At 42.6% G+C, this 24,035-nt stretch carries 19 protein-coding genes; 5 read left to right on the top strand and 14 right to left on the bottom strand.

The genetic code is table 11. From position 1 onward, the window contains the following. Positions 1–116 precede the first annotated feature (116 nt). Positions 117–1,421 carry a helix-hairpin-helix domain-containing protein gene (locus tag SD427_RS06090; protein WP_320560387.1) on the top strand — a complete coding sequence of 435 codons (1,305 nt, stop codon included), beginning with the start codon at positions 117–119 and terminating at the stop codon, positions 1,419–1,421. 44 nt (positions 1,422–1,465) lie between these two features. On the opposite strand, the gene rluF is transcribed toward SD427_RS06090, so the two are convergent. The 6 genes from rluF to SD427_RS06060 all read right to left on the bottom strand — a co-directional run bounded on the left by rluF (position 1,466) and on the right by SD427_RS06060 (position 5,639). After that, positions 1,466–2,188 carry a 23S rRNA pseudouridine(2604) synthase RluF gene (gene rluF, locus SD427_RS06085; RefSeq protein WP_320560386.1) on the bottom strand — a complete coding sequence of 241 codons (723 nt, stop codon included), beginning with the start codon at positions 2,186–2,188 and terminating at the stop codon, positions 1,466–1,468. Next, a complete protein-coding gene (locus SD427_RS06080; protein ID WP_320560385.1) occupies positions 2,188–2,757 on the bottom strand; it encodes a hypothetical protein in 570 nt (189 codons plus the stop codon). Before SD427_RS06080 ends, rluF begins: the two co-directional genes overlap by 1 nt. 3 nt (positions 2,758–2,760) lie before the next feature. After that, a complete protein-coding gene (gene truB, locus SD427_RS06075) occupies positions 2,761–3,465 on the bottom strand; it encodes a tRNA pseudouridine(55) synthase TruB (protein ID WP_320560384.1) in 705 nt (234 codons plus the stop codon). A gap of 57 nt (positions 3,466–3,522) precedes the next feature. Further along, on the bottom strand, positions 3,523–4,341 hold the full coding sequence (locus SD427_RS06070) for an undecaprenyl-diphosphate phosphatase (protein WP_320560383.1): 819 nt from the start codon (positions 4,339–4,341) through the stop codon (positions 3,523–3,525). 96 nt (positions 4,342–4,437) lie between these two features. Beyond that, positions 4,438–4,737, bottom strand: coding sequence for a DUF3098 domain-containing protein (locus tag SD427_RS06065; protein ID WP_320560382.1), 300 nt, complete (start codon positions 4,735–4,737; stop codon positions 4,438–4,440). A gap of 2 nt (positions 4,738–4,739) precedes the next feature. After that, positions 4,740–5,639 carry a cell division protein FtsX gene (locus tag SD427_RS06060; protein WP_320560381.1) on the bottom strand — a complete coding sequence of 300 codons (900 nt, stop codon included), beginning with the start codon at positions 5,637–5,639 and terminating at the stop codon, positions 4,740–4,742. 91 nt (positions 5,640–5,730) lie between these two features. Here SD427_RS06060 and rsmA point away from each other — a divergent pair, with 91 nt between their 5' ends. Beyond that, complete coding sequence (gene rsmA, locus SD427_RS06055; RefSeq protein ID WP_320560380.1) at positions 5,731–6,501, top strand: 16S rRNA (adenine(1518)-N(6)/adenine(1519)-N(6))-dimethyltransferase RsmA; 771 nt, start codon at positions 5,731–5,733, stop codon at positions 6,499–6,501. 154 nt (positions 6,502–6,655) lie between these two features. Here rsmA and SD427_RS06050 read toward each other — a convergent pair whose 3' ends face one another. The 8 genes from SD427_RS06050 to SD427_RS06015 all read right to left on the bottom strand — a co-directional run bounded on the left by SD427_RS06050 (position 6,656) and on the right by SD427_RS06015 (position 19,288). Beyond that, complete coding sequence (locus tag SD427_RS06050) at positions 6,656–9,028, bottom strand: choice-of-anchor L domain-containing protein (protein ID WP_320560379.1); 2,373 nt, start codon at positions 9,026–9,028, stop codon at positions 6,656–6,658. Positions 9,029–9,143: 115 nt separating this feature from the next. Continuing rightward, positions 9,144–12,704, bottom strand: a complete 3,561-nt coding sequence (locus SD427_RS06045) for a choice-of-anchor L domain-containing protein (RefSeq protein WP_320560378.1) — start codon at positions 12,702–12,704, stop codon at positions 9,144–9,146. 187 nt (positions 12,705–12,891) lie between these two features. Further along, the gene (locus SD427_RS06040) at positions 12,892–15,267 is read right to left on the bottom strand and encodes a choice-of-anchor L domain-containing protein (protein WP_320560377.1); all 2,376 of its coding nucleotides are present in this window, start codon (positions 15,265–15,267) and stop codon (positions 12,892–12,894) included. 190 nt (positions 15,268–15,457) lie between these two features. After that, entirely contained in the window at positions 15,458–15,991 is a 534-nt protein-coding gene (locus SD427_RS06035) for a DUF1003 domain-containing protein (protein ID WP_320560376.1), read from the bottom strand. A 13-nt stretch (positions 15,992–16,004) separates the two neighbouring features. Continuing rightward, positions 16,005–16,775, bottom strand: coding sequence for a TIGR02757 family protein (locus SD427_RS06030; RefSeq protein ID WP_414017720.1), 771 nt, complete (start codon positions 16,773–16,775; stop codon positions 16,005–16,007). Positions 16,776–16,781: 6 nt separating this feature from the next. Continuing rightward, positions 16,782–17,696, bottom strand: a complete 915-nt coding sequence (locus SD427_RS06025; RefSeq protein WP_320560375.1) for a ribonuclease Z — start codon at positions 17,694–17,696, stop codon at positions 16,782–16,784. A 129-nt stretch (positions 17,697–17,825) separates the two neighbouring features. Next, positions 17,826–18,401 carry an RdgB/HAM1 family non-canonical purine NTP pyrophosphatase gene (gene rdgB, locus SD427_RS06020; RefSeq protein ID WP_414017709.1) on the bottom strand — a complete coding sequence of 192 codons (576 nt, stop codon included), beginning with the start codon at positions 18,399–18,401 and terminating at the stop codon, positions 17,826–17,828. 50 nt (positions 18,402–18,451) lie between these two features. Then, a complete protein-coding gene (locus SD427_RS06015) occupies positions 18,452–19,288 on the bottom strand; it encodes a type II CAAX endopeptidase family protein (RefSeq protein WP_320560374.1) in 837 nt (278 codons plus the stop codon). Positions 19,289–19,448: 160 nt separating this feature from the next. Between SD427_RS06015 and SD427_RS06010 the strand changes: the two genes are divergently transcribed. From SD427_RS06010 to SD427_RS06000, 3 genes are all read left to right on the top strand, one after another. Beyond that, positions 19,449–20,642: an MFS transporter gene (locus SD427_RS06010; protein WP_320560373.1), complete on the top strand. Its 1,194-nt coding sequence runs from the start codon at positions 19,449–19,451 to the stop codon at positions 20,640–20,642. 152 nt (positions 20,643–20,794) lie between these two features. After that, positions 20,795–22,390 (top strand): peptide chain release factor 3, encoded by a 1,596-nt coding sequence (locus SD427_RS06005; RefSeq protein WP_320560372.1) that lies wholly within the window; start codon positions 20,795–20,797, stop codon positions 22,388–22,390. A 490-nt stretch (positions 22,391–22,880) separates the two neighbouring features. After that, positions 22,881–23,816, top strand: a complete 936-nt coding sequence (locus SD427_RS06000; protein WP_320560371.1) for a DUF4349 domain-containing protein — start codon at positions 22,881–22,883, stop codon at positions 23,814–23,816. Positions 23,817–24,035 lie beyond the last annotated feature (219 nt).

The raw sequence follows: 24,035 nt of genomic DNA, 5'->3' as shown, positions 1-24,035 counted from the left end.
ATCTGTTTTATTTCAGCAGTTTATATTTTAAATCATTTAAACTGAATGTATAGCGTGAAATAATTCAATTGCTATGGACTTATTGCTTATGCCTGCTATAATGGTTAAGTTTAGGCATGAAAAAGATATATTACCAGAAGCTGGCTTTTATGGGAATGATACTGATTATTCTCTTTGCCTTTCAGAATTATACCGGTACGGGAAAAGAAAATTTTCCCGAAGTGAAATTTATAACATCCGATCCTGATTCCGCCTTGCTGAATCTCACGGAATTTGATCCCAATGAACTGGATGAAAAACAGTGGCAGAATTTAGGATTTACCGAAAAGCAGACGGCCACCATCCTCAATTATAAAAAAATAGTCGGCGGGAGATTTCTTTCCAAAGAACAGTTCAGAAAATGCTTTGCGGTTTCGGAAGAAAAATTTGGTGAACTGAATCATTATATTCTGCTTCCGGAGACGAATAAGGAAGTCAAATCAAAGAATTTTACCGCTTCCGGAAAGACCTCGATCAATATTTCCGGGAAATTCAATCCTGATGAGTACACGGCCCATGACTGGGTGGAAATGGGTTTTAGTGAAAGACAGGCCGCCGCAATCCTGAAATATAAAAGTTTCCTGGGCGGGAGCTTTGTGAGCAAGGAAAAGTTTAAGGAATGTTTTATCATCAATGAAGAAAACTATAAAGTGCTTTCCCCTTATCTGATGCTTCCGGAAAAAACACCCTACAGCTTCAGCCGCTATCCGAAACCAGCCGGATCCCATAAAATGAAAGCTCAGTATCACCCCTTCGATCCCAATACAACAGATCTGGAAGGATGGAAATCTTTCGGTTTTTCCGACAGACAGGCACAAACCATCATCAATTACAGGGACAGGAACCTGAAAGGCAGCTTTAAAAGTCTGGAAGATATTGAAAAGTGCTTTGTGATTTCTGCTGAAAAATTCACGGAGCTTAAACCGTTTATACAGCTGAATCCTTCAGCATTGGTTAATAAACCTGTTCAGAAAACCGGAATACAGCAGGAAAAAACAGATTTCTCAAAAACAGATCTCAATGCCATTACCTTTAAGCAGCTTCTGGAATTCGGGCTGGATGAAAGAAGTGCCGGATCCATCATCGGGTTCAGGAGGAAACTGGGCGGATTTATGAACAAAGAGCAAATCCTTACGACTTACAATATTGATACGGAACTGGTAAAAAAACTTCTTTCCACAGCACCGCTGAATACAGCCGATGTCCCAAGATATACTTTAACAGATGCCCCGGAAGAATGGCTGAAAAACCATCCTTATTTTAAATATTCTGCCGATAAAATTATTTTTTACCGGATCAGCGAAAAGGATGAGCGGAAAATCTGGAAACTCCTGAAAGCGAAACCGGAATATGAAGCAAGAATGAAACTGTATTTAAAATGAAAATAACCTCGTCAGGGTTTTGAACCCTGACAAGGTTACTCCTGTCAATCAAATGTCTTGCTGGACCCTTCCAGCATTTTATTTAATGCGGCAAGTTCTTCTTCGGTAAGGTCCCTCCACTTCCCGACAGGAAGGTCGAGCTTGATATTCAAAACCCGGATGCGTTTCAGTTTTTTTACTTCGTAGCCGAGGTATTCGCACATCCTGCGGATCTGGCGGTTCAGTCCCTGGGTCAGTACAATGCGGAAATTCATCTCATCGATTTTTTCCACTTCGCATTTTTTGGTGACCGTATCCAGGATCGGAACGCCGTTGCGCATTTTATCAAGGAACTTCGGCGTAAGCGGTTTATCTACCCTCACGATGTATTCTTTCCCGTGGTTGTTCCTTGAGCGCAGAATCTTGTTGACGATATCACCGTCGCTGGTCAGCAGGATCAGGCCTTCACTCGGCTTATCCAGCCGGCCGACCGGAAAGATCCTTTTAGGATGGTTAATATATTCGATGATATTATTCTGTTCACGTTTGGTATCGGTAGTACACACAATGCCTACAGGTTTGTTGAAGGCAATGTACACATGTTTTTCTTCAGGATCGCGGATAGGCTTTCCGTCTACCTCTATGACATCTTCATCGGAAACTTTCGTCCCCATTTCCGGAACCGTCCCGTTGACTGTAATCCTTCCCTCTTCCAGTAGCTTGTCGGCTGCCCTTCTTGAGCAGTATCCTGCTTCTGATAAGTATTTATTGATCCGTGTTTTTTCCATTAATCTTCTCCGTAACCGGTATAATTTTTATTGCTGAAAATGGTAATTCCATAACTCAATCCGATAAAAAACGGATTGACACCATTTAATCTATGGCCTTCCAGAACCACGCCGCCTTCCTGGCTTAATCTTTTGGAATAAGAAACCTGTATCCCCAGCCTGGCTCCCCAGAACTCAGAATCGGAAACAACCGCATTATTAAGCTGTTTACCGTAATTCAGCTCAATAAAAAACGGACGGTCTCCCGGGTTAAAAATAATCTTAGGCTGTATGACAACATAGACCAAATGATAATTATCCCCTATAAAGCTGTATCTGAGGCCGCCGCCCAAAGCAAGGTTGGGCAGAAAATGGTACCCGCCGATAGCTGTTACTCCATAGGTAAGCTTTTTAGGGGGCTGGGATTCGATATACTGGGTTGTATTCGGAATTTCTTTTTCTCTGGCTAAATTGAATCCGACATGTACCGATGGATTAAAGTAAAACCCCATGACCGGTTTTGATGTTCTTTCCTGAGAGAAAAACAGCAGGGAACTGCAGAAACAAATCAGTAAAAATATATTTTTCATGTATTAATTTTTATCGTTTTCAAACCTGAAATCATTATTCAGGAAATCACAAGTTGCATTTTCAATAGTATAATCCCCTATTTTTGTCCTTCTTAACTGGGTAAGGTAAGCACCTACGCCCAGTTCCTGTCCTATATCATGTGCCAGGCTGCGGATATAGGTCCCCTTTGAGCAGCCTACCGTAAAACTCACCAAAGGCATGTCTATGTTTATATCCTGAATGTATAAAATCGTGGTTTTGCGGGATTTCATTTCCACTTCAGCTCCGGCCCGTGCCAGGTCATAGGCTCTTTTTCCGTCAATTTTAATGGCAGAAAAAACAGGCGGTGTCTGATCAATTTCTCCGGTAAATTTTTCAATCGCTGCTTTAATCTGATCTTCTGTGATATGCGAAATATCCTGGTGCAGGATTTCCGGCTTTTCAGTATCGTAAGACTCGGTCTGTACCCCGATCTTGATTTCTGTCCGGTATTCTTTTGGAGCATCCTGGATTTCAGGGATCTTTTTGGTGAATTTTCCGCAACAGACAATTAAAAGCCCGGTTGCCCTGGGATCAAGCGTCCCGGCATGCCCGATTTTGAATTTCTTAGGAAGGTTAAATTCTCTCCTGAGCTTGTATTTCATTTTATTGACCGCCTGAAAAGAGGTCCAATCCAAAGGCTTGTCCAATAAAAATATATGTCCCGACTGTAGTTCTTCAGCTGTCATTGATTTATAAATAATGGGTAAGAGGTAATGGTAAATTTTAAAACTTACTGTTGTTTTCTATTTAAAAAATTGAAAATAGATCAGTAAAGCCACACCTACGAAGATACGGTACCATCCCCATGGTTTGAAACCATATTTATTAAGAACTCCGATAAATGCTTTAATCGCAATCAATGCGACAATAAATGCCACCACATTGCCTATAATAAAAACAGTGATGTGCTCCTGTGATGCCATGATCATCTCATACCCTTTCTGCGGCATTGCAGTTTCCTTTCCCCAGGTTTTCACAAAAACCGAATATACCGTAACGGCCAGCATCGTAGGAACGGCCAGGAAAAATGAAAACTCTGCAGCTGCCTTTCTTGTGAGACCCTGTGACATACCTCCGATAATGGATGCGGCGCTCCTGCTTGTTCCGGGCATCATGGCAAGGCACTGCCAGAAGCCGATGGTGACTGCTTTTTTTACGGTAATGCCTTTTTCATCATCAATCTTAGGATTTTTAAACCATTCGTCTGCAAATAACAAAATGACCCCGCCAAGAACCAGGACAGCAGAAATAGCAATCTGGTTTCCCAGAACGGCTTCAATGGCATCATCAAACAGATACCCCAGTACCAAAGCCGGAATAACAGCGAAAGCCAGCTTTACATAAAACTGCAGGTTTTTCAGATCAAAGAACTTTTTCCAGTAGGCTACGACCACGGAAAGTATGGCCCCAAACTGAATTGAAACCTGGAACATCTTCAGAAATTCATCTTCCGGCAGTCCTAAAAGGCTGGCCGTAAACCCCATGTGTGCAGTGGAAGAAATGGGAAGATATTCTGTAAGGCCCTCGATAATGGCAATGAGTACTGCTTTGAATAAATCCATAATGATGTATAAAAATAGAGATTAAGAAATTGAGAAATCCAAACATTACGTTCTGAATTCCCGAATTTTTTAATCTCTAAAAAATTGTATTAATTATTATTTTCTTTTTAAAATCGCGTACACTTCAATGACAAAACCGACAACCACGAACATCGGCGCAATTCTGATCCTGCGGATGGAAAAGATACCGTCATTCCATGAATTCGGATCATATTTCCCGTCTACGGTATTGGCATCGGGGCCCATCATCAGAAGGAAGCCTACCACGATACAGGCAAAACCGATCAGCATCCACTTAAAGTTTTGTTTTCCAAAATAGAAAGTGTTTTCTTTCGGAGCTTCAGTAGTTTGCTTACCGAAGCTGTCAGCCGAAAATTTATTTGTTTTTTTGCTCATTGTTAAGAATAATATAAGTCGTCAACATTTGATCTCAGGAATCTCCAGGTAGCCACAATCGTACTGAGCACGGTAATAAGAACACCTACTCCGATCACCAGTAACACCAGCCAGAAATACTGATTGGTATCCTGCACGAAGGCAGAGCCGATCTGGCTTGTAAAATAATACCATACCCCGAATAAGGCCAAGAGCCCTATCACAGAACCGATAGCCCCCAGAATGACCGCTTCTATGATGAACGGCTTAAGGATAAACCTTCTCTTCGCCCCCACCAGCTGCATGGTTTTAATGATAAATCTTTTGGAGAATATTTTCAGACGGATGGAATTGTTGATCAGCACCACCGCCAGGATTAAAAACAATACGGAAAACCCTAAGATCCACTTAAGGATTCTGCTCAGGTTATTGTATACATCTACCATCAAGGTACTGTCATTCTTTACATCAATGATTCCTGGAACCGCTTTGATCACCTTTAAGGCTGCATCAATTTTTGCAGGGTCTACATATTCCGGTTTCAAGGCAATTTCTATAGATGAAGGAAAGATATTTTCTTCGAAAAGCGCATCCGTATCGATTCCCATGCTTTTTTTAGCTTCCTGCGATGCCATTTCCCTGGTGATATACGTAGCTTTCTTTACAGGAGCCAGGGTCTGGATTTCCTTGTATACCTCAGCTTCCATTTTAGCAATCTTTACAGAGTCTTTTGCATCATAGTTTTCATCAAAATATGCATTGACAACCAGCTGTTCCTTGATATAATCAGAATATTTCTGAGCGTTAATCAGGATAAGTCCCATTAATCCTAACAGAAATAACACTAAGGCAATACTTATCACTACTGTAATATTGCTGGACCTAAGCCTTTTCTTATTAAACTCATCTACAGATTTAGCCATTAATATTAAAATTTTTGGCTAAAATAGAAAAAAACTTCCGAAATTTGGGAACGAAAAAGAGAAAATCACTGTTAATAAAATCATAAAGATATTGAGTGTAAAAGCAAAAAAGCATCTTGGTCAGCACTTTCTGACGGATGAAAACATCGCAAAAAACATTGTGGAAGGCCTGAGTTTTGAAGGCTACCGCAATACCATGGAAGTAGGCCCCGGGATGGGTGTCCTGACCAAATACCTGCTGGAAAAAGACCAGCACATCTACCTCGCAGAAATTGACAACGAGTCTATTGAATACTTGAAAAACAATTATTCCAAAATAACGGAAGAAAGTTTTTCTGGAGATTTTCTTAAACAGGATTTTCAGTTTACCCAAGGAGAACAGATTGCCATCATCGGGAATTTCCCGTATAATATTTCTTCACAGATCCTTTTCAAGATCGTGGATTATTATGAGCTGATCCCTGAAATGGTCGGCATGTTCCAGAAGGAAGTTGCCGAAAGGACGGCTGCGGTTCCCAGAACTAAAGATTACGGTATCCTTACGGTTTTGATTCAGGCATATTATGATACTTCCTACCTTTTTACGGTTCATGAAAACGTATTTAATCCGCCGCCGAAAGTAAAGTCCGGGGTCATCAGGCTTACCAGGAATCCGAAAGAGGGACTGGCAGGAAATGAAGTGTTATTCAAACAGATTGTAAAGGCCGGGTTTAACCAGAGAAGAAAGAAACTGTCCAACGCCTTAAAGATTCTGCAGATCCCCGAAGCATTAAAAGACCACGAATTCATGGATAAAAGAGCGGAAGAGCTGAGTGTCGCAGACTTTATTTCCTTTACGCGACTTTGGAAAGAACATCAGTAATCAGCCGGAATATTTGGAAAATATTCTTGTTTATTGAGTAAGAGGTTAAAAGTTCTGAGCATTTAAATTCAAAGCTGATATTCAAATGAAAATAAAAGCCCTTCAGAAAACTGAAGGGCTTTTAACTTGCATTATATTATCTATTGCTGATTATTTATTCTCTGTTCTTAAGCATGATCCATCCGGACTGGCTCATATTCGCTTTTGATTTAGGATACTGGAAATTGAATTTATACCAGTAAGTAGCCGTCGGCAACCGCTTCCCTACCAAAGTTCCGTCCCAGATCGGCTTGTCTTTTGAAAACCTGAAGATTTCCGAGCCATACCGGTCATAAACTGATCCTGTAAAATTATTGAATGCTCCCAGAGATGTAAGATCCAAGGTATCATTAATACCATCCTGGTTTGGAGTGATGATATTGGCTAAATGCAAGGTAAAAAATTCCAATGCTCCCACACAGCTTGTCCCTACTGTCCTTACCTGAATCTGATAAGTGGCGTTATTCAGAAGACCCGGAAATACATTAGACTGCTGCCAGGATATACCGCCGTCAACAGAATATTCTACCGTCTGCGGAATATTGTTGATCATAGGGACTTCTGCCGTTATCGTTAATGTATTGTTGCTGTAATCTACATCAGTAACAAACGGAGATGCTGCTGCCATCACCTTAGCCGTAAATGTCCTTTCACAGTATCCGTTGTTGATCGTTACCGTATAAATTCCCCATTGGTTTACATTAATTGTCTGGGTAACAGCACCGGTACTCCACAAGTAGGTATAATTAGGTCCTGCTCCCGCATCAAGGGTTACACGGTCTCCTTCGCACATTTCCACATCGCTTAACGGAGAAGTAAGCTCAGGAACAACTTCCACGGTAATTTTAGCAGGCAGCGATGATCTGCATCCTTTAGGCCCCAAAGCATATACTGAAAAAGTAGTGGTATTATAAACGGTAGCTGACTGCGCGCCTCCGGTACCTGAAAAATTAGCCCATTCGTACGTTGTTCCTCCGGTAGCAGTAAAATTTACCGTTTCTCCCGGACACACTTTTATTTCTGAAGCCACAAGACTTGCTACAGGGGTAGCTTCTTTCAGTAAATCCAGTTCTACCATCTTGCTGCAGAAGCCTCCGTTTGACACAACAACATACAGGGTCTGGCCGTCATTTCCGTTGTAATGCAGAATATCCTGAATAAAATCATTATTCTGGGCAACCGCATCTGCCTGATCTTCATAAAAATGGAAAACAGCTCCCGGAGTAGTACTGATTGATGCCATTGCAGTACTCAGATCAAACCATGTGATGTCCGGTGTTGTACACAGCAGTAATGAAGCATCCACAGCCGCAGGCGTTGTTCCTCCGTTGATCTTGATATTTGCTTTTCCCGGACAGGGATTCCCCGGAAATGATACCTGGATTTCATAATTACCGGGTTGGGTAGCTGTAATGGTAGGCGTTGTTGCTCCCGGAATGGCCACCCCGTTGAAATACCATTGGTAATTCATATTAGGGTCGCTTACGGAAGCGGTAATTACCTGAGGTACATTATCACAGACATTAATTTCCTCCGGCAGCGTTCCGCCTGAAGGATTCAACAGTTCTACACCGATGTTGAATGATCCTCCTTCTAAGAATACGGCAGAGTCAAAACTGCTGTCCAGGGCATCTGCCAGAACCATTTTAAAATGATAGGACTGCCCCGGAACTACGGTAGCCGTAGCCTGTAAAGGAATTGTCCGTCCGTTGAAATTGGTTTCGATGGCTGCTGAATTATATCCTGAGAAAAAGGATACATTAGGTGCACCGCATCCCATATCAAATCCGGAATCACTGTTTTGAGGGTGGATATTGGTGACACTTACAGGGCCTGTACCGGGCGCCGGCAAAATGGCCATATTCACATAAGGTCCGCCGGCTGTAGGCTTTAACAGCAATGCAAATGCATCGGAGAAGCTGCATGGGAATGAACCTGTATATTCTTCAGACGCAAACAGGTAATTAAATTTAACCTGGGAAGACGTCGGTATAAAATCGAATTCCAGGATAACGGCATCATTAAGCGTTCCTGAAGGGCTGGTAGCAGCCACAAGATCAGGGTCGCTTCCTGTAGGCAAATCATCACCCAGCGTTGTACTGATATAACTGTTCCCTGCTTTATTTACATATCCCGTTGAAAGTACGATCCCATCCGTAAACGGAAAATTGGAAGTTCCTTTATGGAAATACCCCCATGACCTGTTGGCGTTGGTTACCGGAAGATTCGGGCTTACCTGTACGTTTGATACATTGGGCGTAACACATGAATTGGTTCCCGATGAAATCAATACATCCTTGACCAGCTGTAAAGGATCATAAGCGGATGGTGCATAACCTACTGCATTGACATCAATAAAAGCACCTGCCTTCATTGTTAAGGATGAAGGTTTTTCTTTCTGAAGTTTTCGGGGAGTGATTTTCTGTGCGTAAAAGAGACTCGGCGAGGAGGCCATTAATAAGGAAAACAATAGTAGATATCTCTTCATAATATTTTTGTTTCAACAAATTTAACTGTTTTTTGCAAATACCATATAAATATTTAGACTTTTTGTATCGTAAAGTAAAAAACCTCCCGGATTGGGAGGTTTTAGTGAGATATGCTTAATTTATATTTTTTAACAAGATCCAGCCGTTTCTGAGTTCGAGTTTTTTACTTGCCGGGTTTTCCCACTGTACCCTGTACCAGTAGGTGGCGGTCGGAAGTATGATACCTCCCCTGAGCAGGCCGTCCCAAGACGTTTCATTCTTACTTGCCTTGAATACTTCCTGGCCGTATCTGTCGAAAACAGAAGCTGCAAAATTATTGTATTTGCTGATTCCCGTGAAGTCTACCGTATCATTTTTACCGTCTGAATTAGGCGTTATGGCATTGATTACAATAAAGGTAAAGAACGATAATGAATTGTTGCATTTGGCATCTTTCACTCTTACCAGAAGATTGTAGTTTGTATTGTCCAGAATATTATAGAATATATTGGAAGACTGCCATACAACACCGCCGTTTATGGAATACTCCAGCGTTCCGTTGGTTGGGTTGGTTGCAGATATGGTAAGAACATGGTTGTCATATACTACGTTGGTAAACTGCGGCAGTGCAGGATTGATCAACTGGGCAGAAAATACTTTGGAACAGGTCCCGTTGCTGATGGTTACGGAATAGATTCCGGGTGTATTTACAGAAATGGTCTGTGTGGTCGCTCCTGTACTCCATACATAGGTATAATTTGTTCCTGCACCGGCATCCAGGATCCCGGCATCTCCTGCACAGGCATATACATCCTGCAAGGTAGACTCAATGGCAGGCACCACTTCGATGGTGATGGAAGTCGGGTCATCTACTTTACATCCGTTTCCGCCTAAAGCAAAAACAGAATAAACTATCATACCGACTGGTGGAGTCACAACTTGTGTATTTCCATTCCCGGGTAAGCCCACCCATTCATAGGTGACACCGCCTGATGCAGTTAATGTCACCGATTCTCCTGCACAGATTTTAGATTTTGATGCGGCCAGAACCGCTACCGGAGGCCCTACAACGATGGTAACGGTAGCCTGATTAGCCGAAACACATCCGTTTGCCCCTACTGCGTATACTGAATATGTTGTATTCTGCGTCGGGGAGACTACCTGTGTATTTCCATTTCCAGGAAGGCCGCCGCCCCAGTTGTAGCTCACGCCGCCGGAAGCGGTCAGCGTAACGGATTCTCCCGGACAGATTTGTAAAACAGTAGCCGTTAGTGCTGCTACCGGAAGTGTGGTATTCTGGGTTACCGTAACGTTTGCCGTATAGGAACAATTTAAGTTGCCGGGCTGGTTGACGTTGGTTACAGTCAGCGTATAGACACCTCCTGCATTCACAACAGGCGTTAGCGTATTGGCTCCGGATACAATGGTTCCCCCGATGGTTGTCCATGCAACGGAAGAACCTGCAGGAATTACGGATGCGGAAGCATTCAAGGTAACATTTGCCGTGTTACACGTAATCTGCTGTGGGGGAGCAATGGTTAGCGTAGTTGCCGGTGTTGACAGTAACTGTAAGTTTACTACGTATTTGCATCCGCCGTTTGAAACCAGGACATAAATGGTCTGTCCGCCTGCACTGTTGAACGATGCGGGTGCAGCAATGGTATTGGCATTTCCGGCATTTGCATCAGCCAGATTTAAATAATAGGCAAAAGTAACACCCGTTGCAGAAGTCATCTGTGGCTGGGCTTCCGTCAGGTTATAATTAATACCTCCTGTCTGGTAACATTTAAACAAAGTTGCATTCTGTACCGTAATCGGCTGGGAAACTTCAATGGTAATGGTTGCCGGTGTCTGGGACACACATCCGTTCGACCCTACTGCACTCACTGTATAGGTTGTGGTAGCAGTCGGTGAAACTGTCTGGGTATTTCCCGTTCCCGTTAAGCCGGCCCAATTATAGGTGGCACCACCGGAAGCGGTCAGCGTCACCGATTCCCCTGAACAGATCAGTATTTTTGATGCCGTTAAAGTGGTATTTGGCGGCGCACTGTTTCCTGTAACCGTAACATTTGTGGTTGCCGTACAGGTTAAGTTTCCGGGTTGATAGATATTTGAAATCGTTAGAGTATAGGTTCCTGCCGTATTGATTACCGGGTTTAATGTATTGGCTCCCGATACAATGTTTCCGTTTGCCGTAGTCCATGCAAAAGTAGCTCCGGCAGGATAAACGGATGCAGAACCGTCTAAGGTGATCTGTGAATTGGTACAGGTCAGCGTAGCAGGCGGTGCAGCAGTTGCCGTGATCTGAGGGGCTTTCACCAGTTGTAATTCCGCAACTTTTGAACAGAACCCGGTTTTAACCAAGACGTAAATGGTCTGTCCTGCACTTTGAAAAGCTGTTGGAGCAGCAATGGTATTGGCATTTCCGGCAAGGGCATCTGCCTGGCTGATGTAATAAGCAAATGTGGCTCCCGGAGTTGTGCTGATGGAAGCCTGTGCAGACGTCAGGTTAAAAGTGGCATTCCCCGCGGTATAACAGGCTGTGAGCGTAGCATTCTGCACCGTAGGGAAAGTTCCGCCTACAATGGTCACTGAAGCTGTTCCCGGACATGTATTGCCTGGTAAAAATACCTGAACGGTATAAACACCCGGCTGAGTCGCCGTATAAGAAGCATTGGTAGCTCCCGGGATAGGCGTCGTTCCCAATAACCACTGGTAAGTAGCTCCTACACCCTGTACAGATGCAGTGAAGGTCTGAGGTGTATTGTCACATACATTGATGGATGAAGGTAACGCTACTCCGGCAGGATTCAAAAGCTGAACTCCGATATCAAAGGAACCGGCTTCAAGAAAAACGGCAGAATCAAAGTTAGAATCCTGGTAATCTGCCAGCACCATTTTAAAATGGTAGGTCTGTCCCGGGATTACGGTTGCCGTTGCCGTAAGAGGAATTGTACGTCCGTCAAAATTAGTTTCTATCTGAGGATTATTGATGCCTGCAAAATACTGCACGTTTTTAGGTCCGCACGGCAGGTTGGCAGGGATGATATTGGTAACGCTTACAGACCCTGCCCCGCCCGGAAGAAGAGCAAGGTTGGTATAGGTAGGATCCCCTACCTTCTTTAGTAATAAGGCGAAACCGTCGGAAATATTACAGGTAAAATTACTCTGGTATTCTTTGGAGGCAAACAGATACCGGAATGAAACTTTGGTAGAAGCCGGTACAAAATCAAATTCAATATAGGTGGCATCCCGCAGGTTTGCATTATTAACACTTAGTGCTGTTGCCAGGTCAACGTCTCCGGAAGTAGAAGGAAGCGCATCACTAAGGGTTCCCTGCAGGGTATTCCCTGTTTTTCGGGCATAACCGGTAGTAAGGACAATCCCTTTGGCAAAAGGGAAATTGGTAGTAGCTTTATTAAAATACCCCCAGCTTCTGTTCTGATCGGTAACTGCTAAATCAGGGGAAACCACAACATTGGTTACGTTGGCTGCGGAACAGGTAGATCCACCGCTAATGAGTACATCTTTAACCAACTGCGTAATACTAAAGCTTGATTCCGGGTATCCTGCGGCATTGACATCAATAAAAGCACCGGCTTTCATACTTTCAGCAGAAGGTTTTCTTACAACGCCCTTGCTCTGCCTGTCCTGAGCAAAAATAAGGCATCCTGCAAAAACTAAGAATAAAGCCAAAAATAAACTTTTTGTCCTCGTGTTTAACATTTTATATTATTTTAAACAAAAATACTATTTTTTTTGATTGAATTATTACAATATCACGTATACAATCCATTCCGTTATAAAAATACAGGATTCAGCTGTATTAAAAATAAAAGAGGCCGGCAGATTGCCGGCCTCTTTTAAGGGTCTATAAATTTTCTTATTCTATATTCTTCAGCAATATCCAGCCTGTTTTTATGGTAGGCTTTTTACTGGCCGGATCTTCAAAAGTTATCTGATACCAGTAAGATGCCGTCGGCAGTTTTTTCCCCTGGAAGTATCCGTCCCAATACGGCTGAAGACTGGTGGCTGTATATACTTCTTTTCCGTAACGGTCAAAAACAGAAGCTTTGAAATCCTTGTTCTTGATAATTCCTCTGAAATCAATCAGGTCATTGATGTTATCTCCGTTCGGTGTGATCACATTCTGCATAATAAACGTGAAATATTCCAGAAACCCTACACAGCTGGTCTTTTTTACCCTTACCCTGATGGATACAACGATGTTTCTCGGTATGTTTGAAAATGTATTTGAATTCTGCCATGTTACCCCGTTATCAATTGAATATTCCAGCGGTCCGTTGCTTGGGTTGCTTGCCGTGATAATCATGGTTCCGTTTTCATTATAGTTCACGTTAATGATTTCAGGGATAATGGCCTGAATAACCTGTGTGGTAAATTGTTTCTGACAAACCCCGTTGTTAATCGTTACCGAATAGGCTCCGGGCGTTGCTACGGAAATAGTCTGGGAGGTATCTCCCGTACTCCACAGGTAATTATAGCTCGGGCCTGCCCCGGCATCCAGGGTAATTACGTCGCCCTGGCAGATCATTCCTCCGGAAAGGGATGAAGTAATGGCAGGCACTACTTCCACAGTTAAGGTAGCAGGCTGTAAAGACTTACACCCCTGTGCCCCGATGGCAAATACCGAATAAGTAGTGGTCTGTGTCGGGGATACGGTCTGTGTAGCACCGGTCAACGGCATGCCTACCCATTCGTATGTCACTCCGTTGGCAGCAGTTAGAGTAGTGGATTCGCCTACGCAGATCCTTACTTTGGTTGCCGTAAGCTGTGCTACCGGTGTAGCTTCTTTTCTTAAGGTCAATGTAACCGTTTTGCTGCAGAAAGCCCCGTTGGAAACAACAACATGCAATACCTGTCCGTCTGTACCGTTATAACTGCCTAGTTGTGCAGGAGCAATAAAATTTGCATTTTGCGCCACTGCATCGGCCTGATTAACATAATAACGTACAACCGCCGTTGTAGAAGTGGTAATTAAAGGGGTAGCATTATTGAGGTTAAATGTAGAAACAGAAGGCGTTGTACATAGTTTCAGGGTAGCATTCTGCGCAGGCGGCGTTGTTCCGCCTACAATGGTAATTACTGCTGATGCAGGACACTGGTTCCCCGGAACGGAAACTTTCACTTCATAGGCTCCCGGAGAGGTTGCTGTATAGGAAATATTGGTTGCACCGTTGATCATTACCCCGTCTTTATACCACTGGAAAGTCATTCCCGGAGCAGCTGTAAGCAATGCCGTTAGAACCTGTGGGGTATTGTCACATATATTTAACGTATCCGGCAAAACCACGCCGTTGGCGTCTACGATTTTAATTCCGATATCAAAGGATCCTCCTTCAAGGAATACGGCAGAATCTAGCGTCTGGTCATTATAATCCGCCAGAACCATCTTAAAATGATAGGCCACTCCGGGCGTTACGTCGGCAATTGCCGTTAAAGGGATTACCCTTCCGTTAAAATTGGTTTCGATACTCATTGTGTTGTATCCTGCAAAATAAGTTGGGTTCAGCGCTCCGCATGAAAGCGTACCGCCGCCGAACTGGGTAGCAGGGCGTATATTGGTAACACTTACCGGACCGGCTGTTCCGGGAAGGATAGCAACATTGGTATACGGGCCGCCGGCTGCCGGCCTGATCAATAAGGCAAATGCATCTGAATAACTGCACGGGAAACTTCCCGTATATTCTTCTGAGGCAAATATATAATTAAATTTAATCTGATTGGAATTCGGTACAAAATCAAACTCCAATGCTACGGCATCACGTTGATTGTTGATATTGGTACTGGTGGCTGCTGCAAGGTCTGCATCCCCGCTTGTTGAAATACTACCCTGGAGGCTTCCTGTGATTGCTGAGTTTCCGGCTTCTCTTGCATAACCTGTTGTTAAAACAATTCCGTCGGCAAAAGGGAAACTTGTGGTTGCTTTATTGAAATAGCCCCAAAACCGGTTGTTATCCGTTGCCAGGTGATTGGGCGTCACAACTACATTGGTCACATCCGGCGTTCCGCAGCTGGACTGTCCGTTAATAAGGACCTGCTGTACAAGCTGCTGCATGGTAAAGGCAGATTCCGGATATGCTGTAGTATTTACATCAATAAATGCTCCGGCTTTCATGCTTTCAGATGTCAGTTTTACTTTACTGTTTTTTCTGGATGCATTCTGTGCCAGTGCTGATCCCGAAATTAGAAGTAATACTAAAAAAAAGAGATAGTTTTTTAGTCTATAATTTAACATTTTTTTATTGTTTGTTCAAAAATACTAAATTTTAGATTAGAATTGTATAAAATTAAACGTTAATTATATGAAAAATTTAATTTATTCTGAATATTTACGAATAACAGATAATATATCTGCGTAAAATAAAAAGCCGGTAAAAAAATAACCCCAATTGTGAATTATCTGTTAATTTAACCTGAATGAGCAGTTAATTCTCGTTTTTAAGCTGTTCAATTTTGTTCTGAAGTTCTTCAATTTTATCTTTCAGCGCTTTTATTTCGTTTTTGTTTGAGTTGACATTACTTTTAAGCATCACATTTTTTGCCCTTTCGCTGTGTACTTCATCATCTTCCTCTTCGTTGATTTCTTCGATATCTTCCTGAATGTCTTCGATATCCTCGGTAATCTCTTCAATGTCTTCACTGATTTCCTCGATGTCCTCGCTTATCTCTTCGATGTCTTCCTGGATATCTTCAATATCCTCCTGGATATCCTCAATTTTTTCATGGCTTTTGTTTACGGACATCTGGATAAAAATGGCAAGGTAAATGGCTTCCAGGGAAACAACTGTTGTAAGGATCAGCAGCATTTTATCAAATTCCACAAGATGAAGAAGGGGGAGCAGAAACGAAATGATAAAAAAAAGGGTATGGACAATTAATGACGGAATGGAACCGATCCACCAGGTAATCCCGTTGGCTATTTTCTCTAAAAATTCTGATTTGTCTTCCTGGTTCTTCATTTGTGTCTTGTTTTTATGTTATTTCTTTTGTTACCCCTAATCCGAACAGGGCAAAATCATATTTCGCGGGATCCATTTTATCCAGTTTCCTGATGACCAGATCCAGTTCTTCTACCGTTTTCCAGTCATTCTGTGTCCTTGAAATCAGGCCCAGTTTCCTGGAGATATTTCCTGTGTGTACATCCAGCGGAATGGAAAGATGTTTCTGGTCTATATTTTCCCAGATGCCGAAATCTACCCCTCGCCTGTCTTTGCGCACCATCCACCGGAGGAACATGATGATTCTTTTGGTGGAAGAATTTTTATACGGCGAGCTTACATGCTTATGGCTCCGGTGCTTTTCAATGCCTAAAAACCGGCTCCTGAACCTTTCAATGGCATGAAGAAAATTGGTTTCCGGATCATTTACCATGAATAAACTTTCCAGGCTTTCATTTTCCTTGTAGATCTTGTTGAACTGCTGTATGAAATAGGCAAAATCTTCACCGTTAAAAGTTCTGTGGATACTTTTTCCCTGAATTTCCTGCAGATCTCTTTCAGAATAATTCATGACAAAATCATAGGGTGAATTCCCCATAATCTCCAGCATTTTTTCTGCTGACCTGATGATTGCTTTACGGTTTCCCCACGAAATGGTAGCCGCCAGGAAACCCGCAATTTCGATATCCTGCTTCAGGCAAAAACGGTGCGGAATCTGTATCGGGTCATGTTCTATGAAATCGGGACGGTTGTACTGATCTGCTTTTTCATCCAGGAATATTTTCAATTCTTCAATTTTCAGCATCATTTTCTAAATTTTTACAGACTCCAGTGCCTTCGGTAAAAAAGTGTTGGAGAAAACAGTTCTGGCTTCATCCGTAAATACCGTTAAATCTGCATACCGGTTGGAAAAATGCCCCAGGATGAGTTTCCCGACCTGGGCTTTCTGTGCAATCGCTGCAGCCTCTAAAGCGGTTGTATGCCCGGTATAATCCGCCATTTCTTTCAGATCATGTAAAAATGTAGATTCATGATAAAGCACGTTTACATTTTTAATAATGGGAATAACACTTTCCAGATATCTCGTATCACTGCAGAATGCATAAGAAACGGGAGCAGCCGGCTCAATAGTAAGGATTTCATTCTTCAGGACATATCCGTCACTCAAAACAAAGTCCTTTCCTGCTTTGATATGATGGTAATCACAGGTTTCTATTTCGTCGTATTTAGCAATCTCCTTCATATTCAGGTGCCTGTCTTTGGGTTTTTCCTTAAACAGATACCCGTTACAGTAAATCCTGTGGTCCAGCGGGATGGTATAAACCTCTACCCTATTGTCTTCATAAATTTTTTCAGATTCTTTTTTGTCCAGCTCATGATAGACCACTTCAAAACCACGGTGGGTTTCCGTAATGGTAAAAATGGTTTCCAGCATTTTCTTAATGCCTTTCGGGCCATATACATGCAGCGGGTTATCCCTTCCGAGCAGTCTGAAAGAAGCAATCAGCCCCGGCAGGCCGAAACAATGGTCCCCGTGCAGATGGGAAATAAAAATATGATTGATTTTGGAAAATTTTGCTTTTGCTTTTCTCAGCTGAACCTGCGTGCCTTCCCCGCAGTCAATAAGAAATGACCTCTCTTCCATTTCCAGAAACTGTGCGGTAGGAGAAGAATTGATGGTGGGAATTGCTGAATTAAAGCCTAATATCGTTAAATAAGTACTCAAATCAATGGTTTATTAAAGGACAAATGTACGACAGAAAATCTGAACTTGAATGCACGACTTTTTTATACTTTATCCGGTTGGAAAGTAACACCATCCAAATCTCCGGCCACTTTACGGATAACCGATCAATCAATCGTTCACCTTCAAAAAATCAAGGAAAAGATCCAGTGCCTGTTTTCTGTGGCTGATTTTATTCTTATCTTCAGGATTCATTTCCGCAAAAGTCATTTCATGCCCTTCAGGAACAAAAACAGGGTCATAGCCGAAACCCTGGAACCCCTTATTTTCAGATAACAAATTCCCGTGAACCCTTCCGTCAAAATATTTAGGCCCGTTTTCATCATAGTAGCATAAAACGGTAATGAAATATGCTCTGCGGTTTTCCACATCTTTCATTTCTCCCAAAACCTTTTCAATATTTTTTGCAAAATCATGGTCACCGGCGTACCGGGCGGAAAAAATGCCGGGCCTTCCGTCCAGGGCCTCAACCACCAGGCCGCTGTCGTCCCCAAGGCTGGGAATGCCTGTTTTCCCGAAACAATATTTTGCTTTGATCAAAGCATTGGCATTGAAGGAATCCCCATCCTCTACAATTTCTTCATGAATATTATAATCCGTAAGGCTTTTCACCACAAAATCATCTTCCAAGATCTGCTGGATTTCTTCTTTTTTATGTATGTTGTGGGTTGCTACCAGTAATTCCATAGGTATATTCATTTTTAATTTTATGTTGACCGAATCCAGAAGTCCTGGCTTCAGACCTCTTTATTTGTAATATATTGTATTTTATTTTTCACTGTAAACAGATAGTAAAACGTTGAAAAAAGGACAATGCCCGCCGCCAGTATTGCCCATTCCGACACTTTAAGCGCGTCTGCAAAACTTTCATTTTTCGTATAGGCAATTAATAAGGTTGAGCATAAATTGTTAAAGCCGTGAAGCAGCATCGGCAGCAGCAGGGATTGGGTTTTGTGGTACACCAGCCCTAAAACGCTGCCTAACAAAACCGCCCCGACAAACTGCCACGGATTTCCGTGCACCAGCCCGAAAATAACAGAAGCGGAGAGTATGGCTTTCCAGGGCTTTACACCTTTATTAATCAGTCCTTTCTGGATAATCCCCCTGAAAATAATCTCCTCAAAAATCGGGGCACAGATTACAGCAGTGATAACCATAACCACAGGATCATCGGTCAGCTGCTCCATCAGCTGTGTGAAAAATTCATAGTATTTCCCGAAAAAAGGCCCTGTTGTAGGAATCTGTGAAGTAATAAATTCCGCAATGAACATCATCCCGACCATCATCGGAAAGATCAGGAGAAAAGTATAAAGGTTTGTCGGTGAAAAATTGAAATTCAGCTTTTTCCCTGTCGTTCTTCTTACCACAAAAAAATCAAAGAAAGCGATGGCCGTAAGGAATCCGGCGGCATTGGATAGCATGAAAAACCAGTCTTTATACTGAAGGTTTTCCTTAAAAGTAAACATCCAGAAGACATTAAAAAAAGAGGTGACCATAGTACCTGCAAATAATCCCGCCAGCAGCAACAGGCCTCCGATCCATGTAAATGTATACTTCGGATATTTATTTTCCATATATCATCGATGATTTAATTTCAAACAAAGATAAATGAAATTATGGGAAAAGAGAATTCCGGCAGAAGAATTGCCTGTAAAACCAGACACATTATTTATTAAGTCACATCATCATGCCATCTGTTTTATATGAAGTAACTTTGCCGCTTAATTTTTTAATATGGATCGATTAATCAACCGGCCGGAGAATGTCAGCTTATCCCTGCTTTCATATGTATGTTTTACTTTTGCGGGATATTTTATCATCGGCTTGTCGCTCGCTGTTCTTCCTATTTTTATCAATAAAAGCCTGGGATTCAGCCTAGTGGTGGCGGGTCTGGTCATCAGCCTGCAGTATGTTTCCACGTTTTTCCTGAGGGCATATTCGGGGAAGATAATTGACGGAAAAGGCCCTAAGCCGGCCATCCTGTACAGCATGCTGGGCTTTTCGCTTACCGGTATTTTCCTGATTGTGGCCTATTATTTTAAATTTTCACCCTACCTCAGCCTGATATTCCTGATCGTGACGCGCCTGCTTACGGGCTGTGCAGAAGGGCTGGTCGGTGCAAGCCCGATCAACTGGGCCATTATGGCGGCCGGCGAAGAACATACCGCAAAAATCATTTCGTATAACGGCGTTGCCTCTTACGGGGCATTAGCCATCGGGGCTTCTCTGGGCATTACCATTGAGCAGGATTTCAGCCTGTACGGTATCGGTATCCTTTCCATCTTCATGGGAATCGCAGGATTCTTATACGCACGGACCAAAGAAAATAAAACAAACACCAACACCCAGGAGCCCCAGTCTTTCTGGAAGGTTCTGGGAAAAGTTGCTCCTTTCGGAATCTGTCTTGCATTGGGAGGGCTCGGCTTTGCCAGCATATCGACTTTCATCACCCTGTATTATAATTATTTTCACTGGAACAACGGAGCGCTGTGCCTGAGCATTTTCGGCGGGCTATTTGTTGCGGGGCGGCTGATTTTCAGCAATGTGATCAAAAATTATGGCGGAATAAGAGTGGCTATTGCCTGCCTGCTGGTAGAAACCATCGGGCTTCTGATTATTGCATTCGGGACGAATGCTGAAACGGCTCTCGTCGGGGCAGGGGTTACGGGATTAGGATTTTCATTGATTTTCCCGGCTTTGGGCGTGGTAGCCATCAAAAGCGTCCCTGCTTCAAATCAGGGGTCCGCATTAGCCGGGTACGGGCTTTTCATTGATCTTTCCCTGGGTGTTGCAGGCCCTCTGATCGGCGGGGTGGCGGATGTTTACGGGATGAGGTATATTTTCCCGTTCAGCGCCGGGATGGTGTTTATCGGGCTGGGGCTGGCTTATCTGTTGAAAAGAAAATCATATCTGGAACAGATGAGGTAAAAATCAAAAATTCAAAATCCGGATGGATACTTTGCCTGTTGCATCATAAACTCCGATAAGCACATCTAAATCTTTCGCAACTTTGGGGTTAAACCAAAATCTATTTTCAGGATTCGACAAAATTCACGATTTTTGCAACTTCAAAACAGGATATGTCAGACTTAATCAAAGAAATAGAGAAAAGAAAAACTTTCGGGATCATCTCCCACCCCGATGCCGGGAAAACCACCCTTACGGAAAAGCTGCTGCTGTTCGGGGGGGCAATCCAGGAAGCCGGCGCGGTAAAATCCAATAAAATAAAAAAAGGGGCTACCTCGGATTTCATGGAAATTGAAAGGCAGAGAGGGATCTCCGTAGCGACTTCCGTACTTGCGTTTGAATACAGAGACCATAAAATCAATATCCTGGATACCCCGGGCCACAAGGATTTTGCAGAAGATACCTACCGTACGTTGACGGCCGTTGATTCGGTAATTGTGGTAATTGACGTGGCAAAAGGGGTTGAAGAACAGACAGAAAAACTGGTTAAGGTATGCAGGATGAGAAATATCCCGATGCTTGTTTTCATCAATAAGCTGGACCGCGAAGGGAAGGATGCCTTCGATCTCCTGGATGAAGTTGAACAGAAATTAGGCTTGACCGTCTGTCCGCTTTCCCTGCCTATCGGGATGGGAAGCGATTTCCAGGGGATTTACAATATCTGGGAAGACAATATCCAGTTATTCTTGGAGGAAAAGAAACAGAAAGTCGGGGAAGCGGTTAAATTTGACGATATCAATGATCCTTCGATTGATGAACTGATCGGTGAAAAAGCAGCTGGTACATTAAGGGAAGAGCTGGACTTGGTACAGTCAGTTTACCCGGAGTTTAACCGTGACGATTATATGAAGGGCGACCTGCAGCCGGTATTCTTCGGTTCTGCTTTAAATAATTTCGGAGTAAGAGAATTGCTGGATGCTTTTATTGACATTGCCCCGATGCCGCAGCCGAAAGAAAGCGATACCCGCCTGGTAAAGCCTGAAGAAAATACTTTTACCGGATTTGTCTTCAAAATCCACGCGAATATGGACCCGAAGCACAGGGACCGCCTGGCCTTCGTAAAAATTGTTTCCGGGACTTTCAAGAGGAACGAAAATTATCTGCTGGTAAGGGAAGGAAAGAAAATGAAGTTTTCTTCCCCGAATGCATTCTTTGCGGATAAAAAGGAAGTAGTGGACGAAAGCTTCCCGGGAGATATTGTAGGCCTTCATGACACCGGAAGTTTCAGGATCGGCGATACGCTGACGGGCGGTGAAAAACTGAGCTTTAAAGGCATCCCTAGCTTCTCCCCGGAGCATTTCAGGTATATCAACAACAATGATCCTTTGAAAGCGAAACAGCTTGCTAAAGGTATTGACCAACTGATGGACGAAGGGGTTGCGCAATTGTTTACGCTGGAAATGAACAACAGGAAAATTATCGGTACAGTGGGTGCGCTTCAGTATGAGGTAATCCAGTACCGCCTGGAACATGAGTACGGTGCAAAATGTACATATGAGCCGCTTTCCATGCACAAGGCCTGCTGGGTTGAAGCAGATGAGAAATCAGAAGAATTCAAAGAGTTTGCAAGATTAAAGCAGCGGTTCATGGCCAGAGATAAATACAACCAACTGGTTTTCCTGGCAGATTCTTCTTTTACGATTCACATGACGCAGGAAAAATTCCCGAATATCAAACTGCATTTTATCAGTGAGTTTCAGAATGCTTAATGAAAGCAATAGGATAGAATAGAATAGAATAGAATAGACCCTACATAAAATCCGCTGAAAGTTTTTCAGCGGATTTTTTATGCCTAAGAGCCTGTTTAAATTTGGCCGGAAAGCATGATTTACGGCAAATTACGGCGATTACACAGATTCAAATACAACGGAAAATCTGCTGAATCCGCTCAATCTGTGAGCATGCATTAATACAAAAGATAAAATCCGCTTTAAAAAATGTAAAATTATCATTCTTAAGCAGCCTATAACTTTCAATCCTGAAACCGACATGGCAAAGCCCGGCTGGATCGATATGAATTTTCACCAACCGTGAGGCTCAATCTCCCGTAAACGGCCTGAAAGGTTTTGTAAAATCTTTGTAAAATAACCCTAACCTTTTGATTTTAAACGGATTATTATTTTACGGCCAGAATACATCCTATTTACAACCTTTACAAAGCCTTCCCTCCTAATTTTACTTCATCAAAAAATCAACATTATGAAAAAATTCATATTACTTGCAGCAGTATCAGGCTCATTGATCATGTGTAAAAAAGGAGAAGCCGCCACATCCGGATTGGGAGATACGCTGAAATCTGCAGACAGCACGGTTTCCGCAACCTCTGAAAAGATCAGCCACGTGAGTGACCGGGCCAATGCGGCACTCGATTCTGCCAATGTAAAAATCAAAGAGTTTGAGGATACAAAGAATGGCATTAAAGACAGGATTGAAAGCACCTCAAAAATGGTAGATTCCTTATCTGAAAAGATTTCATCAGTAAAACTGGAAACCAAAGCGGAGAAAAAAGATTCGTTAAAAAAAGATGAAAAAATTGTGGTGAACGTTCCGGCGCCGAAAGTGATCAGGGAAACCAAAATCGTTTACAAAAACCAGCCCAGGAAAGAAAATTATGAACTGAATGCAGTTAAAAACAAACTCGTAAAGACAGGCATCCTTGAACTGACCGTAGATGACGCCGAAATGGCAAAAGAAACCGTAAAGGAAGAAGTTGCCAAATATGACGGAATGATAAGGAGCGAAAATATTTCACTGAATAACGATGACAAGAAAACAGCCTACCTGAAAATTAAGATCCCGATTCAGAAATTCGACTACCTGATGGAGGACCTCAGCCGGAACCTCGGAAAAGTGGAAAATAAAAGTGTGGAGATTTCCGGACAGGATTTTATGCAGAATACCATGTGTGAAGTTGATATCACCCTTTATGGAAAGGAAGGAACCTACGCAGAAAATGATGAAAAACCTGAAACGTTCAGTGAAAGGTCTTTTGCCGCCGTCTCTTCAGGATGGAATGTGATTACTTCTGTTTTTCTTTTTATCCTGCCGCTATGGCCTTTGTTCGCGATCGCAGGGATCGGCTATTATTTTTACAAGAAAAGAAACAGAAAAACAGCAGATCATGACCGGAACTGATTTTAATTTTTAATGATATTAAAGGAATCCGGAACCGATATCTATGTTCACTGATAATCTGTTTAAATTTATTTTAAAAATAACTTAAATCTGTTTTTCAGATCCGGAAAATTAAATTCAATCAAAATATGCATGATTACGATAATCTGCCGGAATAAAATCCAAAACCGCTGGGGCCTAAATGTTTGATCTTCATTTACATTTTAAACTGTTTAACTG

It is taken from the genome of Chryseobacterium sp. JJR-5R (assembly GCF_034047335.1).
Taxonomy (GTDB): domain Bacteria; phylum Bacteroidota; class Bacteroidia; order Flavobacteriales; family Weeksellaceae; genus Chryseobacterium.
This window is presented reverse-complemented; position numbering and strand designations above follow the sequence as displayed.